Genomic DNA, 15,164 nt, shown 5'->3' with positions numbered 1-15,164 from the left:
CATGGCGAAGACGGTAGACTGGAAAATGCATCTTGTCTGGCTGGCCACCGCCAGTCGAAGGAATTTGAGGCGGCCCATGACTGCGGCCGTCGGTCTTGCTTCCTGATCCGTGCGATATTTTATAAGCTATTTTAATACGCAGCAGAGTTGGAGCCGGATCATGGCCGCAGTCGTCTTTGTCATCATTGTTCTGGCCGCCGCATCGAGCGGTGCCATCTTCAAGCCCGGAGTCTGGTATGACGGACTGAGAAAGCCGAGCTGGACGCCACCGAAATGGGCTTTTCCGGTGGTTTGGACCATACTCTACCTGTTCATCGGCTATGCCGGTTGGCTGGTGTGGAGCGAGATGGGCTGGGCGTTGCCCGTGATCCTTTGGGGCGTGCAGATGGTGGCGAATGCGCTGTGGTCGTTCTTCTTCTTCGGTATCCGGAGAATGGATCTGGCCTTGGCAGATGTCGCTGTTCTCTGGCTGTCGATCGCAGCCTTTATCCTTGTCTCTTGGCCCCTGTCGCCACTCGCTTCGCTGCTTTTCGTGCCCTATCTCGTCTGGGTCAGTGCGGCTGCAATGCTCAATCATTCGGTCCGCAGCCTCAATCCTGGGGCCTGACGACAAGACGCAGCCAGAGGTCCGTGCCATGGGCAACAAGGGAGCCGGCCATCAGGATGGCGACCCATATCACCCCCATGTCTGTCAGCGCCACGCCGACAGCAAGCAACAGGAAGCTGCCGGAGAGGGCGTTGGCAAGCAGGCTACGGAAGAGTGTCCAGGGCTTGCTCGATGCCGCGCAGATTGCCGTAGTGCCCAGCCAGAGTACTGCCAGGGCGAGTGCCGTGACCCATCCCGAATGAAACAGATAATCGACGGCCTGGATCATTTCTGGTTGGCCACCATGCCGAATAACTGCCCAATGTCCTTGAAGAAGACCCTGACATGGGCGAAGGGATCTCGTCTCACCAGTTGCTTGTTGAGATAGGATTCCCAGGTCAGCCGTTGGACATCGGCGTCGGCGCACATGGCAACGAACTTTTCCCGAAAACGGTCGTTGCGGTACCATACGGTCTGCATCATGCCGAGCACCCAGAAGATTCGACCATGGGCGCGCATGAAGCTCTCTCGCGCCTGACGCAAAGCGGCACTCTTTCCAGTCAGGAGAACCTGCTCGACGGCATTTGCCGAAAGTCTGCCGCACAGCATGGCGTAGTAGATGCCTTCGCCGGACGAGGGGGCGACCGTGCCGGCTGCATCGCCCGCCAGCAGGATGTTGCGGCCATTGTCCCACCGGCGCATCGGCTTCAGAGGCAGTGGCGCGCCTTCACGCCGAATGATCTTGCAATCGCCCAGCCCGGCCGCGTGACGCAGGTCTGCCGTCGCCAGGCGCAGGTTGTGACCCTTCACGGCTGAACCGCAGCCGATGCTCGTCTGTTCGCCATGGGGAAAGACCCAGCCATAAAAGTCGGGTGAAATGCGGCCGTCGTAAATAACGTCGCATCGATCCGGCTGGAACTGGGCAGGGTCCGGCCGCGCCGGCGTTTCGACGATCTCATGGTAGGCGAAGACGTATGGCGGTTTCCGACTGGCTGGAAAGGCAAGCCGCCTCACCGCTGAGTTGGCGCCATCAGCCCCGATGACCAGGCGTGTTCTCAGCGTGATCGGCGCGCCCTGCGGATCACCCGAGGTCGGTTCGACAGTCAGGTCGAGGGTGCCATTGTCACGGGTGCTGATGTCCTGGAGCTTGCCGATCAGCAGGCGAGCGCCGGCCGACACTGCACGCTCACGCAAATAGGGGTCGAAGGTCGAGCGGTCGACCATACCCACGTAACCGAGCTCGCCGATACGCATTTCGACCTTGCGGCCGGACGGCGCAATGATCCTTGCGGCGGCGGCGCGGGAGACGAGCACGGCTTCCGGGATGTCGAAATCGGCAAGGGTGCGTGAAGGGATGGCCCCGCCACAGGGCTTGATGCGGTTACGGGGATCGACCAGTGCCACGCGGTATCCCCGTCGCGCCAGTTGCTCGGCCGCGATCGATCCACTGGGGCCGCCGCCGACCACGGTCACGTCGTAATCCGTTTGCATGCCTGCCTCCTTGCCGCTGCCCTGGGGCGGCTGCGTGATTTACTCTGCCGGTATCGCCATGCCATCAGTTGTATACGGTCGCGTCTTCTGTTCTGGCCTTGCCAGCACAAGGGCAAGCAGCGCCGCGGCGAGGAAGAGCGCGGCTTCCATGGCAAAAACGATGGCGAAGGCCGTCGCGTCATCTCCTGTCATGCGCCGACCGATGTCGAGCACGATGGTACCGAGAACGCCTCCGAGACCAAAGGCGATAGCCTGAGCTGCACCCCAGATGCCCATGCGCATTCCGTGATCGGCGCGAGCACCATTGCCGGCCAGGGTCATCATCATGCCTATCGCCGCGACCGCAAATGCGCCATTGCCCGCGCCCAACAGAAACACGTTGGCGCCGAGCGGCCATGCAGGGGCGAAGGTGGTTGAAAGACATAAGGCCGCAAGTGCCGCTGCCGAGCCGAGGCAGCCGGCGACGATGAAGATGCGGGGCAGGGCGGGATAGCGCTTTGCAAACAAGGTACCGAGAACGCCGACCAGGGCCATTCCGAGCAGGACCCCGCCATGCTGCGTGCCGGAAAGGCTCGTGGTCTGTCCGGGTGTCCAGCCAAACAATAGGCCTGCAAAGGGTTCCAGGATCAGGTCCTGCGTCGCGTAAGCAAGCATCGACAGGAAGATGAAGAGAGTGAAGAGGCGCGCCTGCGGATCTCGCCAGACATCGACAAGGCTCTGGCGGAAAGACACGTCCTCGCCCTGTGCGGCTGGCGGGTATTCTTTCGGTGTTGCCTTGCGCTCGATGCCAGCGACAGCTGCCCATCCGATCAGAAAGGCAACGGCGCCGGTGATGGCGGTGACGGTCACCAGGCGCAGGTGGCTGTAGGGATCAAGATTGGTGCCCGTGATCACAGAACTCAGGATGATGCCGACGATCATCAGCATCCAGGTGCTCGTGGCGGCTGCCGCGCGTCGTTCAGGCGCCGTCTTGAGTGCCATCAGCGCCAGAAGCGACGTCCCGCAGGCGCCGATGCCCATGCCGATCAGGATATAGGCGACGATTGCGGTGATCAGCCCAAGAACGAAGTTCTGCTCGAACAGCAAAGTGGTCGCTGCCGCCGCCGTTCCCGACAGGGCGAGCAGGGCAAGGCCGCCGAGGATCCAGCGCGTACGGGAGCTGCCAATGTCGGACTTGTGGCCCCAGACCGGGCGGGTGATCTGAACGCCATAATGAAGCCCGACAAGTAGACCGGGGATCAGGGCCGACAGCTGCAACTCGACGATCATCACGCGGTTGAGGGTCGAGGTGGTGAGCACCACAATCGCCCCAAGTGCGGCCTGTACGAGACCCAGGCGCAAGATGGAGAACCAGCTCAGGCCCTGGTTGCGCATCTGGCGGGCTGCTGGACTTGCGGAGGTTTGGGACATCACAATCCCCTTCAGCCGGTGATCGGCAATGCGGACATGGCCGACGCGAAAGCGACGGCGGTCACCATCATGCCGGTCACGTAAAGGCCGACGCCAGCGGCGGAGTACCAGACCGCCTTGCCTTCAGGATCTCTTACGAAGCGTGGCATGCACAGCACCTGGGCCAGCAGGAGGGCACCGACAAGCAGCGCTCCCATCGACAACTGCAGATACAGCAGAAGCAGGATCACGCCGGCCTGTGCCGATCCCATGATAAGGCAGGCGATGACCGCGGAGTTGCGCGGACCGTGGAGCACCGGAAGCGTGTTGATGCCCATTTCAATGTCGCCTTTGATCGCCTTGAAGTCGTTCAGTGTCAGGATTCCGTGGGCACCGATGCCATAGAGCAAGGCGACCAGCACAAGCGGCATCGAAGGTGTTGCGCCCAGGGCCGCCGCCGCCGCAGTGATCCACGGCAGCGTCTCATAGCTGAGGCCGACCACGCCGTTGCCGATCCAGCCGTTCTGCTTGAAGCGCAATGGCGGCATGCTGTAGCCCCAGGCGAGCACAAGACCGAGCGTGCCGGCGGCGAACACCAAAGGGCCGAGTATGGCGGCGACGCAAAGTGACAGAACCGACATGATGAGGGCCACATAGAGGCCCCAGCGCCCTGGCATGCGTCCCGACGGGATCACGCGGTGTGGCTCGTTGATGGCATCCACGTGACGATCGAACCAGTCGTTGACCGCCTGACTCGTGCCGCAGAGTAAGGGGCCCGCGAGGACGATGCCGAGCAACAGCGGCACGAGACGGCTCGAAAGCGGCGCCCCCGAGGCGATGGCCCCGCAGGTGTAGGCCCACATCGGCGGAAACCAGGTAATTGGCTTGAGCAAAGCCAGCACTGCGCCTGCCGAGGGGTAGGTTGCGACCGGTCCGTGGGTGGGTGTGATAGCCATGAACGAAGGCTAGGCATGCACCGCGGTTGTGTCAACTAAAATTGACACTGCGTGCGTTGTTCTCAGATGCTGCCCGGGTGCTATCTCGGCTCTCAGCTTCCTGGTCGATAGTCTTCCAGGCCGTAGCGGCGCAACTTGATGTACAGGCTCTGACGCGACAGGCCGAGAATTTCTGCGGCATAGGCGCGGTTGTTATTCGTCTGGTCAAGCGCTGCCTCGATGCAGATCTTTTCGATCACATCGAGGGATTCGCGCATGAGATCCTTGAGCGGCACCTTGCCCACCAGACTGGAGAAACCCTCCGCCTGATCTGGAACGCCCGGCGATGGGATAGTGAGTCGCTCAGACGGCGCTGCCTGTGGGACCAGGAGGAAATGCACGGTGCCGGTTTCGCGGCTGAAACGGACAGACAGGCTGACACTCCGCTCGCCTGACAAATTGTCGGTGAGCGTCGACGAGAAGCCGCGAATGCACTGTTCGTCCTGAATGCGGGTATAAAGGACGCGGATGTCGATGGCGGACGAGGCGAACCAGATGGCGAGGTTGCGGCCGATGACCTGATTGAGCGACGGCGCGTGAACGAGATCGAGAAACAGATCGTTGGCAGCCATGACAATGCCGTCGGTATCAGTCTGCACCGCGGCTTCCGGCAAGTCTGCAAGATCGACCGAGGCGGCGGCTGCCACCGGTTCAGTGCGCTGGCGCCTGGTTTCCTGTTCTTCCGTCGCCGGCCATAGAGCAAGGACAAGATTTGTCACGCCGTTTTCACGATAGGACCGAATAGTGGCAGAAACGCTCTCGCCACGCGCGCTGCGCAGGTTGTCGACATGCACAGCATTCGGGCTGTGGCGCGCCTCTCCAATCGCATCGCCGAGGCGATCCCTGTCCTGCTTGTGGAACAGGTCGCGCAGCGGCTTGCCGGCCACAGGACCGCCATTGGGCGAAAGAAGAGCCATGGCGGATGCATTGGCATCGAGAACCGTGCGCTTTTCGCCGTCCATCATCACATAGGCGGCGGCAGCGACCTTAAAAGCCGTGCGGTAACGGGTTTCGGCTTCCTGCAGTTCGCGATAGTCGGCTTCCAGCTCCATTTGCGCCTGAACCAGACGCTGCTGGTCCTGAAATTGCTGGCGCAGTTCACGGCCGACCACGATGCTATAGGGCAGATCCTTGCTGGAATAGGCGGAATACACCACCGGCAGGTCGGGTTTGGAACCGCATTTGTGATTGACCTGGTAGCCGCGGACGGGGTCACGGGTGTTGTCACTGGCGAGCAAGGAGTCGATCTTAGGGACCGATTCAATCGTCACGCAGTCCTGCAGGCGCTTGCCAACGCTCTTGGCAAGACCGTATTCCGCCAGTTCCGGATTGCTGAAATAAACTTGCGATATAATTGCCGTTTTGTCGATCAGCATCACGACATCGGCGCCGAGGCTGACAAGGGCCCCTACAGCCTCCGGACCAAGCGTCTTCAGCAGGCTTTCTGCGATCGGAGTGCCTTGGGATCCGTGTAGGCCGTTGAGGGGCTTCATTGAGTGAGCCAATCGATTCCGCTGGGCGTGACTAAAGCCGTTCCACCGGCCTGGCGCGACGGCTGGCCGATCCGTTGAAGTTCACAGTAGTTCTGGCAAATCTTCACTGCCGAGTAAACACTGTCGCAGATGCAGTCAATCCCCAAACTGACAAGCAAATCAATGGAGTTCAGGGCCCCGGCGCCTCCTACGATCAGAGGTAGCTGTCGGTCCTGCCGCTGCCGTCGGATATCGTGCACCAAGCTCTCAAACTCGCCGGCGAGGCGAATGTTGCTCCATCCGATACAGGCGACGTCGGCACGATCGACGGAGGGTGCAAAGTTTCGGCCCTTGTGCTCCGATGGCTCGACGATCCGCCGGTTCCAGCCGAGCGTGTCGAACAGCAGGCCGATCATGTGCGGCATGAGGGTGTGCTGCTCGCCTGCGGGCGTGAGAATCAAGGCGTGGGGGGCGGAAAGATCCCCGTTTCCATCTCGATAGGGGCGGGAAAGGCATTGCACGATTTCCTGCAGTCTCGCTGTCCCGATGGTCACGTCGATGAAATCGCAGGTGTCGGACATCCATTCCTTGCCCAGCAGCCTGGCCACCGCTTCCAGAAACAGGACCTTAACATAGTCTGGCCTGCCGCGAGGCAGCTGCTCTTCAAGGTAAGCGAGCAGAGAAGCAAGCCGGGTTCTCGGATCGACGACAAGAAAACGGAATTCGGCGAGCGCCTTTTCATAAAGGCGGTCGTGCTCCAGACCGACGTCGTAGCGTGCCGAAAACCTTTCGGCCGTCATCGAGGCCACCGTTCCCTTTATGATGCGCCGGAGCGCTTCGCCATCACTGGGATGTAGGTAAGCCCTACGATTGCTGGCCACAAGGGGGTGTGGACAAGTCTGTCCCTGAGAATTCGCGGATTCTCCGCCCGCCACGGGCTCGTCCACGACGCTAAGCGATCCCTCCATCATACCGCGCCCGCGCCTCCCTCAGCGAAAAAACGGTCATCCCGTCCCAGCTGGTCCGCAACATGGACTTGAAGGGCGTGGAACCAGAATGACTCCAGTTCAAGTTTCTGTAAATAAAAATATACGTCAAACAAAGTTGACACTTCGGCTTTTGCGGAGGTACTCTTTTTGTAATCCCGATAGCCCGCGGGATGCATTGGGAGGGGAACCGATGGGCATGCCAGCCGGAACAGCGCCGAAGCGCCCGCTCTACACCCAGGAAGAACGCCAGCGGCGTGATGCGAGTGGCTGGACCCTGGTGCAGGGTCTCCTGGCTCCCTTCCAGTTCCTTGTTTTCGCAATCAGCCTCGTTCTCATTCTGCGTTTTCTTCTGACCGGCGAGGGTCTCGTTGCGGCCCAGGTTTCCGTTGTCGTGAAGACGCTGACGCTTTACGCGATCATGATCACTGGTTCGATCTGGGAAAAGCACGTCTTCGGGCGCTATCTCTTCGCACCGGCCTTCTTCTGGGAAGACGTCTTCTCGATCCTGGTGCTGGCCCTGCACACGGCCTATCTCGCCGCGCTCTATACCGGTTCGCTTGGCGCCTTTGAGCTCATGCTGCTCGCGCTTGCCGCATATGCGACCTATCTCATCAATGCCGGGCAATTCCTCTGGAAGCTGCGATTGGCAAGGCTCGACCAGACCGAACGTCAGTTGACCTCCGCTGCTCCTCTGACTGCCCTGGGCGCGGAGCATGCCGGATGAACCAGCCGCTCCCCACCCCCTGCAATACCGGAAGCACGATTCGCCAGCGTGGTCAGCACGAAGTGTTCTGCGGACTGACCTCGATCATCTGGCTGCATCGCAAAATCCCGGATGCATTTTTCCTGGTGGTTGGCTCGCGCACCTGTGCCCATCTCATCCAGTCGGCCGCCGGAGTTATGATCTTTTCCGAACCACGCTTCGCAACCGCGATCATGGACGAGCGCGATCTGGCCGGTATGGCCGACATGCATGATGAGTTGGACGAAGTCGTCGAAAAGCTCCTGGAGCGACGCCCCGAGATCCGCATGCTGGTGCTCGTGGGCTCCTGCCCCTCCGAAGTGATCAAGTTTGATCTCGGTCGTGCCGCCGAACGGCTCAATGCCCGTTATGCCTCGCGGCCGCGCGTTCTCTGCTATTCGGGCAGCGGGATCGAAACGACGTTCACGCAAGGTGAAGACAATTTCCTCGCAGCGCTCGTGCGCGGTCTGCCCGGTGACATACGCTCGGGCCGGCCGGCACAGCTCGTCGTTGCCGGATCGCTCGCCGATGTCGTCGAGGATCAGATGGCTCGGCTGCTCGCCGATCTCGGCATCGAGGATGTCGTTTTCCTGCCTGGACGCAGCAGCGATGTGCTGGCTCCGATTGGGCCGCAAACGCGTTATGTTCTGGCCCAGCCCTATCTTGGTGCCACGGCTGCCGCACTCGAATCCGCCGGTGCGCGGCGGATCGATGGGATCTTCCCGCTGGGCGAAGAGGGCACAACCGCCTGGCTGCAGGCGATTGCGACCACATTCGGAGTCTCTGCGAGCCGCTTCGAAGCCGTGACGGCCGCACCGCGCCGTCGGGCGCGCGAAGCCACTGCGCATTATCGCCCGTGGATCGAGGGAAAACGGATCTTCCTCTTTCCGGATTCGCAGATGGAGCCGTCGCTCGCTCGTTACCTGAACCGCGAGCTGGATGCCGAAATCATCGAAGTTGGCAGTCCTTATCTGCACCGTGAACATGTTGCAGGCGAACTCGCCATGCTGCCGCCGGGGGTGTCGATTTCGGAAGGCCAGGATGTCGAGGTGCAGATTGATCGCTGCCGCGCCGCCCGCCCCGATCTGATCGTCTGCGGCATGGGCCTTGCCAACCCGTTCGAGGCGCAGGGGCTTGTCACCAAGTGGTCGATCGAATTCGCCTTCACGCCGATCCAAGGCTATGAGCAGGCTGGCGATCTGGCCGAGCTTTTTGCGCGGCCGCTGATGCGGCAGGGCCTGCTTTCGGGCGCGGCGTCTCCTTCACGGAGGGTTGCGTCATGAAGCTCACGATGTGGACTTATGAAGGCCCGCCGCATGTCGGCGCCATGCGCATCGCCGCTTCGATGACCGGTGTGCATTACGTGCTGCATGCACCGCAGGGCGATACCTATGCCGACCTGCTGTTCACGATGATCGAGCGCCGGCAGTCTCGACCGCCGGTCACCTATACGACGTTCCAGGCGCGCGATCTCGCAGGCTCGACGGCCGACGTCTTCAAGACCGCCTGCCGTGATGCCGTCGATCGCTTTCAGCCGGAGGCATTGCTGGTCGGCGCATCCTGTACAGCCGAACTGCTGCAGGATGATCCCGGCGGCCTTGCGAAGACGCTCGATGTCGACGTGCCGGTGGTGGCGTTGGAGCTGCCGTCCTATCAGAAAAAGGAGGCCTGGGGCGCTGCCGAAACCTTCTATCGCCTCGTGCGCCACTTTGCCGGGGGTGTTTCGCGCCCGTCCGAGATCGCGCCGAACAGCTGCAATATTCTCGGTCCGACCGCCCTGGGCTTTCGCAATCGCGATGACGTGGTGGAAATCAGGCGGCTCCTGGAGGAGCACGGACTAGATGTCCGGGTTGTCGCGCCTCTCGGTGCTTCACCTGCCGATCTCGCCCGTCTGCCGGACGCCGCGTTCAATATCGTGCTCTATCCCGAGATCGCCGATGTGACCGCACGCTGGCTGAAGAAGACGCATGGCATGCCCTTCCTCTCGACCGTTCCGATCGGCGTGCAGGCTACCAGAGCCTTTCTTGCCGAAGCCCGGGCAATGGCCGGACTTCCTGCCATGGTTGACGCGAGCAATGAGCAGGAGCGGTCCACTTGGTACGCCAAGTCGGTCGACAGCAATTACCTTACCAACAAGCGCGTCTTCATCTTCGGCGACGCGACCCATGCCATTGCTGCCGCCCGCATTGCCAGCCGCGAACTCGGTTTCAAGGTCTGCGGCCTCGGCACCTATATGCGCGAATTCGCCCGTGATGTGCGCGAGGCGGCCGAACAATACGGGATCGAGGCGCTGATCACCGACGATCATCTCGACGTCGAGCAGGCAATCATCGCCGCACGGCCGGAACTCGTGCTCGGCACGCAGATGGAGCGGCATATCGCCAAGCGGATGCGGGTTCCCTGCGCTGTCATCTCCGCCCCGGTCCATGTTCAGGATTTCCCTGCTCGCTATTCGCCGCAGATGGGTTTTGAAGGTGCCAACGTCATCTTCGACGCCTGGGTCCACCCGTTGATGATGGGTCTGGAGGAGCATCTCTTGCAGATGTTCCGCGACGATTTCGAGTTCAATGACGGGGCAGCTGCCTCGCATCTGCATGAAACCGGTACAGCCAAGGCACCGGTCGACGCTGCCCCGATCATCATGCCGGACGCTGTCGATCAGCCGGTCGGCTGGACCGTCGAGGCCGAAAAGGAACTGAAGAAAATCCCCTTCTTCGTGCGCGGCAAGGCACGTCGCAATACCGAGCTCTTTGCCGCCGGCAAGGGCATCCAACCGATCACCGTGGAGACGCTGTATGACGCGAAAGCACATTTCGCCCGCTGACAGCACCCCGGTTCGGGTGGTGCTGGTGACGCTCGACAACCACATGGGTGCGGCTGTCGACGACGCCCGCCGCAAACTTGTCGCCGATCTGCCGGGGCTGACACTTTCCGTTCATGCCGCGACCGACTGGAACGACGATCCCGCCAGTCTGGACGCCTGTCGCGCGGCGATCCTGTCCGGCGACATCATCATCGTGTCGATGATCTTCGTCGAGGAGCATGTGCGGGCGATCGCCGATGTCCTGGAGGCCCGGCACCGCGAATGCGACGCCATGGTCTGCTGCATGTCGGCCGGCACGATCATGAAATACACTTCCATGGGCCGCTTTCGCATGAGCGAAGAGCAGAAGGGTCCGTTGGCGCTCTTGAAGAAGCTGCGCGGCAAGAGTTCACGCGGTGGCAAGGACAATGGTCGCACGGCGGGTGAGCGGCAGCTCGCCATGCTGCGCCGCTTGCCGCAGTTGCTCCGCTTCATTCCGGGGACGGCGCAGGATGTGCGCAACTATTTCCTGACCCTGCAATATCGTATCGCCGCGTCCGACGAGAACATCGTCAACATGGTGCGGTTGCTCGTCAGCAAATATGCCAAAGGCGAGCGCAAGGCGCTCTCCGGTCGATTGATCGTCGGCGACCCGGTCGAGTATCCCGAAGTCGGGTTGTATCACCCGGGCCTGCGGCCCCGTGTGACCACCCGGCTCGGTGATTTGCCGTCCAAGTCCGGCGCCCGTGGCACCATCGGCGTGCTGTTGATGCGGACCTATATCCTGTCGGGCGATACCGGACCTTATGATCGGGTCATCCGTGAGCTCGAAATCCGCGGCTTCAACGTCGTGCCGGTCTTCTGCAGCGGGCTCGACATGCGCGGTGCCATCGAGCGTTACATGATGCCGGAAAACGGTGGGGTCGTGATCGACGCCCTGTGTTCGCTCACCGGCTTCTCGCTGGTCGGCGGCCCCGCTTACAGCGATGCGGCGGCGGCAGCCCAGACCTTGCTGGCCCTGGACGTCCCCTATCTCTCAGCCTTCGTCACCGAGTTTCAGACGAGGGAGGCCTGGCTATCGTCGTCGCAGGGCCTGACACCGATCGAGACCACGCTGATGGTCGCCATTCCCGAACTCGACGGAGCAACAGGCTCCATGGTGTTCGGCGGTCGTTCCGATGGCGGTGGTACAACACGGCCCTGCATCTGCTCTCGCGAGCTCGGGGCTTGTCCGTCAGGACGCTCCTGCATGCAGCCCGATGCCGAGCGCGTTGACCTCCTGGCCGACCGGCTGGCCGCCATGGTTGACCTCCGCCGCAAAATGCGCTCCGAACGCCGGATCGCGATCGCCATGTTCAACTATCCGCCGAACAGCGGCAGCATTGGAACTGCCGCTTACCTTTCGGTCTTCGAGAGCCTCTTCGAGACCATGCGCCGGCTCAAATCGGAAGGTTATGATGTCGAGCTGCCCGTCGATGCGGAGGCTCTGAAAGATGCGATCCTCGTGGGCAACGCGCCGCTCTACGGGACGGAAGCGAATGTGCATACCGTCATTCCGGCGGACCAGCATGTGCGGCATGAACAACATCTTGCCGACATCGAGAGGCACTGGGGCCCGGCGCCGGGGCGGGTGCTCAGCAATGGGCGCGGCATCTTCGTGCTCGGGCGTCAGTTCGGCAAGCTGCTCGTCGCGATCCAGCCGCCCTTCGGTTACGAAGGTGACCCGATGCGGTTGCTGTTCGAAGGCGGTTTTGCGCCGAACCATGCCTTTGCGGCCTTCTACCGCTACCTGCGCGAGACCTATCGGGCCGACGCTGTCCTGCATTTCGGCACCCATGGCGCACTTGAGTTCATGCCTGGCAAACAGGTCGGGCTCTCGGCGACCTGCTGGCCGGATCGTCTTCTGGGCGCTCTGCCCAATTTCTATCTTTACGCGGCCAATAACCCGTCCGAAGGAACCATGGCCAAAAGGCGCTCGGCCGCCACGCTGATCTCCTATCTGACGCCGCCGATCACCCAGTCCGGTCTCTACAAAGGCTTGAGCGATCTGAAGGGCAGCCTCGACCGCTATCGCAGCGCTGCCCCCGAAGCGCTGGTCGAGCGCGAACGTCTGTTCCAACTGATCCAGGTTCAGGCGCAGCAGCTCGAACTCGGAAAGGATACACTGGGGCTCTCCGAAGCCGACGTCATCCGTCATCTCGTCGCCGAGATTACCGAGGTCGAATACGCGCTCATCCCCAATGGGCTGCACATCGCCGGACGTGGCATGGAGGAAGCCGAACGGATCGAGATGATCGAGCATGTCGCGGCAAGCATGCCTGCCATCGCCCGCGACGGCCGCCAAGCGCGTCTCCTGCCGGCGATCGCGCGGATGGATGCCTCCACGATCAGCGCAATCGTGCAGGATGCCGATGCCGAAGTGCAGGCCTGCGTCGCCAAACTTTCGACCATGAACCTCGAACTGTCGCGGAACGGCGAGATCGACGGACTGGTCAAGGCGCTCGACGCACGCTTCGTCATGCCGTCACCCTCGGGCGACCTTTTGCGGACGCCGGAGCTGTTGCCGACCGGCCGCAACATTCACGGTTTCGATCCCTTCGGCATTCCGAGCGCCTTTGCGATCCAGGATGGCGAGCGTCAGGCTGCCAAGGTGCTCGACCGCTACCTGCTGACGGATGGACGGCTTCCCGAGACGGTGGCTGTCGTCCTCTGGGGTACGGACAACCTGAAGACCGGTGGTGCGCCGCTCGCCCAGGCCATGGCCCTGATGGGTGCCCGTCCGAAGCTCGACACCTATAACCGCGTCTGCGGGGCCGTTCTCGTGCCGCTCGAAGAGCTGAAGCGTCCGCGCATCGATGCGGTGATGACGCTGTCGGGCATCTTCCGCGATCTTCTGCCGATCCAGGCCAGCATGCTGGCGGAAGCCAGCTATCTCGCCGCCATCGCGGACGAGCCGGTCGAAATGAACTTCATCCGCAAACATGCGCTAGCCTATTGTGAAGCGCATGGCTGCGACATCGAGGCTTCGGCCTATCGCGTTTTCTCCAATGCCGACGGCGTCTATGGCGCGAACGTCAACATGCTGGTCGCCTCCTCCTCGTGGACAGATGACGAGGAAATTGCCCAGACCTACAGCAACCGGAAGAGCTTCGCGATCAATCGCCGGGGCAAGACCAGCCAGCAGGTCGATGTCTTCGACGCAATGATCGGGCAGGTCGACATGGCCTATCAGAACCTCGATTCGGTCGAGATCGGGGTCACCACGATCGAGAACTATTTCGACACGCTGGGCGGGCTCAGCAAGGCCGTGACCCGCGCCAAGGGCGGCGGCACGCTGCCCGTCTTCATCTCCGACCAGACCCAGGGTGAAGGCCGGGTCCGCACGCTCGGGGAGCAGGTGGCGCTTGAAACGCGCACCCGGACGCTGAACCCGAAGTGGTTCGAGGGCATGCTGAAGCATGGCTATGAAGGCGTGCGCAACATCGAGACGCAGGTGACCAACACCTTCGGCTGGTCGGCAACCACGGGCGATGTCGATCCCTGGGTCTATCAGCAGATCACCGAGACCTTCGTGCTCGACGCCGCCATGCGCGAGCGGCTGGCGACCCTCAATCCCGCCTCCGCTGCGCGCGTGACCGCGCGGCTGATCGAAGCGCATGAGCGCAATTACTGGCAGCCCGATGCGGAAACCATCGCTGCGTTGAAACAAGCCGGCGAGGAGCTGGAAGACCGGCTCGAAGGCCTGGTCAGGGAGGCTGCCCAATGAACATCTACACGCACGGCAAGACGGCGGAACGCGAGGCGCGGCTGGCGGAAAAACTTCGGCAGCGCGCCGATGGCGACGGCAGCGTCCAGGTCCATCTCGACCCGACCATGGAGATCGAAGGGGCTAAGGTCTTTGCAGTTTACGGTAAGGGCGGGATCGGCAAATCCACGACCTCGTCCAACCTCTCAGTGGCTTTTTCGATGATCGGCAAGCGGGTCCTGCAGATCGGCTGCGATCCCAAGCACGATTCCACCTTCACGCTGACCAAGAGCCTGATCCCGACCGTCATCGACGTCCTGGAAAAGGTCGACTTCCACACCGAGGAACTGCGGCCCGAGGACTATATGGTCGAGGGTTATAACGGCGTGCAATGCATCGAAGCCGGAGGGCCGCCGGCCGGCACCGGCTGTGGCGGATATGTCGTCGGCCAGACCGTCAAGCTGCTCAAGGAACATCACCTGCTCGACGATACCGATGTGGTGATTTTCGATGTTCTCGGTGACGTCGTCTGCGGCGGGTTTGCCTCGCCGCTTCAACATGCCGAACGGGCCGTGGTGGTCGCAGCCAACGACTTCGATTCCATCTTCGCGATGAACCGCATTGTCGCTGCGATCAAGGCGAAGTCGAAGAATTACGAAGTTCGCCTCGGTGGCGTGATCGCCAATCGCTCGCGCGAGACCGACCAAATCGATCGCTACAATGAAGCGATCGGGCTGAAGCGGCTCGCCCATGTGCCGGACAGCGACCATGTGCGGCTGAGCCGGCTGAAGAAGGCGACACTGTTCGAAATGGGCGACAGCGCGGAAATCGTGGCCATCCAGAACGAATATCTGCGGCTCGCCGAAGTTCTCTGGGCAGGTACCCCGGCGCTCGAAGCCGAGCCGATGAAAGACCGGGACATCTTCGAATTTCTCGGGTTCGAGTGAGGGCG

At 61.9% G+C, this 15,164-nt stretch carries 12 protein-coding genes; 6 read left to right on the top strand and 6 right to left on the bottom strand.

The annotated features are described in order from the left end of the window. Positions 1–160 precede the first annotated feature (160 nt). Positions 161–607 carry a TspO/MBR family protein gene (locus tag FJQ55_RS18880; protein ID WP_140830802.1) on the top strand — a complete coding sequence of 149 codons (447 nt, stop codon included), beginning with the start codon at positions 161–163 and terminating at the stop codon, positions 605–607. On the opposite strand, the gene FJQ55_RS18875 is transcribed toward FJQ55_RS18880, so the two are convergent. The 6 genes from FJQ55_RS18875 to FJQ55_RS18850 form a co-directional block, all read right to left on the bottom strand. Continuing rightward, a complete protein-coding gene (locus tag FJQ55_RS18875) occupies positions 591–875 on the bottom strand; it encodes a hypothetical protein (protein WP_140830800.1) in 285 nt (94 codons plus the stop codon). The two genes, FJQ55_RS18880 and FJQ55_RS18875, sit on opposite strands and share 17 nt — an antisense overlap. Continuing rightward, entirely contained in the window at positions 872–2,077 is a 1,206-nt protein-coding gene (locus FJQ55_RS18870; protein ID WP_140830797.1) for a geranylgeranyl diphosphate reductase, read from the bottom strand. The genes FJQ55_RS18875 and FJQ55_RS18870 overlap by 4 nt, the downstream gene beginning before the upstream one ends. Positions 2,078–2,116: 39 nt before the next feature. Next, a complete protein-coding gene (locus FJQ55_RS18865; RefSeq protein ID WP_246085193.1) occupies positions 2,117–3,487 on the bottom strand; it encodes a BCD family MFS transporter in 1,371 nt (456 codons plus the stop codon). Positions 3,488–3,498: 11 nt separating this feature from the next. After that, positions 3,499–4,422 carry a chlorophyll synthase ChlG gene (gene chlG, locus FJQ55_RS18860; protein ID WP_140830795.1) on the bottom strand — a complete coding sequence of 308 codons (924 nt, stop codon included), beginning with the start codon at positions 4,420–4,422 and terminating at the stop codon, positions 3,499–3,501. A gap of 92 nt (positions 4,423–4,514) precedes the next feature. Further along, on the bottom strand, positions 4,515–5,954 hold the full coding sequence (ppsR, locus tag FJQ55_RS18855; RefSeq protein ID WP_140830792.1) for a transcriptional regulator PpsR: 1,440 nt from the start codon (positions 5,952–5,954) through the stop codon (positions 4,515–4,517). After that, positions 5,951–6,733: a cobalamin-binding protein gene (locus tag FJQ55_RS18850; protein WP_140830790.1), complete on the bottom strand. Its 783-nt coding sequence runs from the start codon at positions 6,731–6,733 to the stop codon at positions 5,951–5,953. The genes ppsR and FJQ55_RS18850 overlap by 4 nt, the downstream gene beginning before the upstream one ends. 385 nt (positions 6,734–7,118) lie before the next feature. Between FJQ55_RS18850 and bchF the strand changes: the two genes are divergently transcribed. The 5 genes from bchF to bchL are packed head-to-tail and all read left to right on the top strand — an operon-like array spanning position 7,119 to position 15,159. After that, positions 7,119–7,646: a 2-vinyl bacteriochlorophyllide hydratase gene (bchF, locus tag FJQ55_RS18845; protein WP_140830940.1), complete on the top strand. Its 528-nt coding sequence runs from the start codon at positions 7,119–7,121 to the stop codon at positions 7,644–7,646. Further along, positions 7,643–8,947, top strand: coding sequence for a ferredoxin:protochlorophyllide reductase (ATP-dependent) subunit N (locus tag FJQ55_RS18840; RefSeq protein WP_140830787.1), 1,305 nt, complete (start codon positions 7,643–7,645; stop codon positions 8,945–8,947). The genes bchF and FJQ55_RS18840 overlap by 4 nt, the downstream gene beginning before the upstream one ends. Further along, entirely contained in the window at positions 8,944–10,488 is a 1,545-nt protein-coding gene (gene bchB / locus FJQ55_RS18835; RefSeq protein ID WP_140830785.1) for a ferredoxin:protochlorophyllide reductase (ATP-dependent) subunit B, read from the top strand. Before FJQ55_RS18840 ends, bchB begins: the two co-directional genes overlap by 4 nt. Continuing rightward, a complete protein-coding gene (locus tag FJQ55_RS18830) occupies positions 10,460–14,233 on the top strand; it encodes a magnesium chelatase subunit H (protein WP_140830783.1) in 3,774 nt (1,257 codons plus the stop codon). The genes bchB and FJQ55_RS18830 overlap by 29 nt, the downstream gene beginning before the upstream one ends. Then, positions 14,230–15,159 carry a ferredoxin:protochlorophyllide reductase (ATP-dependent) iron-sulfur ATP-binding protein gene (gene bchL / locus FJQ55_RS18825; protein ID WP_140830780.1) on the top strand — a complete coding sequence of 310 codons (930 nt, stop codon included), beginning with the start codon at positions 14,230–14,232 and terminating at the stop codon, positions 15,157–15,159. Before FJQ55_RS18830 ends, bchL begins: the two co-directional genes overlap by 4 nt. The last annotated feature ends 5 nt before the right edge of the window (positions 15,160–15,164 follow it).

The sequence above is a fragment of the Rhizobium glycinendophyticum genome (assembly GCF_006443685.1).
GTDB classification, from domain to species: Bacteria; Pseudomonadota; Alphaproteobacteria; order Rhizobiales; family Rhizobiaceae; genus Allorhizobium; species Allorhizobium glycinendophyticum.
Note: the sequence above shows the minus strand (reverse complement) of the source record. Positions and strands in the feature narration are given on the sequence as shown.